Below are 1,151 nucleotides of genomic sequence, written 5' to 3' on the forward strand. Positions count from 1 at the left end.
GCGCGGGCACGGGCTCGTGGGCCACGGAGCGCGCCAGCTGCTCCACCATGTCCACCGTCATCGACTCGTCGTCGGGCGGCGGTGGCGGGGGCGGCGTGAGCGCTCCGGCCTGCTGCTGGGCGACTGCTTCACCCAGCTGGACGAAGCGGGGCGGCAGCGGCTGGCGGTAGATGATGGAGATCCACTCGCGCACCCGCAGCTCGATGGCGACCCACAGCTCCAGGGGCTTGCCCAGGAGGAAGCCGACTTCGTCCAGCTCCTTCTTGGGCACCGGGTAGGCGCACGCCACGTGCAGCGTGTTGCCGTCCAGCGACAGGGGGACGACGCTCAGGCGCTCGGCGATTTTCGGGGGGATGAAGCTGGCGACCTCGAGGTTGGGCTCGAAGTCCACCAGGTTCACGGGCCGGAAGCCGGAGACCTCGCCCAGCATCGCGAGGACGTCCGCTTCGGAGAGGCCGCGCTCCAGGAGCGCGGTGTCGATGTGGCCACCCTGGGCCTGATGCTGACGCAACAACTCCCCGGCCTGCTCCTGGGTCAGGAGGGCGCGCGAGACGAGGTGCTGGGCAAGACGCGAAGGCATGAAGGCCGCGGCATCTTACGGCCGCGGCCGCAAGGCACAATGAGCCGGTTTCAGCTCGGTTGGACGACGAAGGTGGACGTCAGCTTGTCATGGAGCGTCTGTCCGCGGCGGTCGAACAGCGCCATCCAGAACCCGCCCAGGAAGAGAACGAAGGAAAGCCCGGCGAGCAGCGCCCGGAAGATGGCCCGGCCCGGGGTGGGCGCCATGCCATGGGTGTCCACCAGCCGCAGGCCCAGGAGCAACCGTCCCAGGGTGCGTCCATTCCACAGGAAGGCCGCGACCGCGCAGTACACGGTGGCGAGCACCACCACCAGGACCACGCCCGGCAGCAGCACGGTGTGCAGCGCGCGCAGCCAGGCGACGAACGCGTCCAGGCCGGTCAGCCCCGGCTGCGGCCCCTTCACGCCCGCGATGGACGAGGCCAGGGTGATGTAGGCGGCCGCCACGGCGCTGATGGCCGCGGTGTCGACGGTGAAGGACAGCAGCCGGCGCCACAGCGAGGCGGGCCGCGCGTGGACCTCGCCCGCGGCCGGGGCGGCCGGGACCGCCGGGGCCGCGGAGACCTTGGACT

Annotated in this window: 1 protein-coding gene and 1 pseudogene; both read right to left on the reverse strand. The window is 71.4% G+C overall.

Annotated features, from left to right (window positions below; all coding sequences use genetic code 11):
- A pseudogene (locus D7X55_RS39540) lies at positions 1-580 on the reverse strand (FrgA protein); the annotation flags it as partial.
- A 50-nt stretch (positions 581-630) separates the two neighbouring features.
- The coding region (locus tag D7X55_RS39545) for an RDD family protein (RefSeq protein ID WP_121725699.1) at positions 631-1,151 on the reverse strand (521 nt) is incomplete at its 5' end.

The sequence above is a fragment of the Corallococcus sp. AB049A genome, assembly GCF_003668885.1.
Taxonomy (GTDB): Bacteria; Myxococcota; Myxococcia; order Myxococcales; family Myxococcaceae; genus Corallococcus; species Corallococcus interemptor.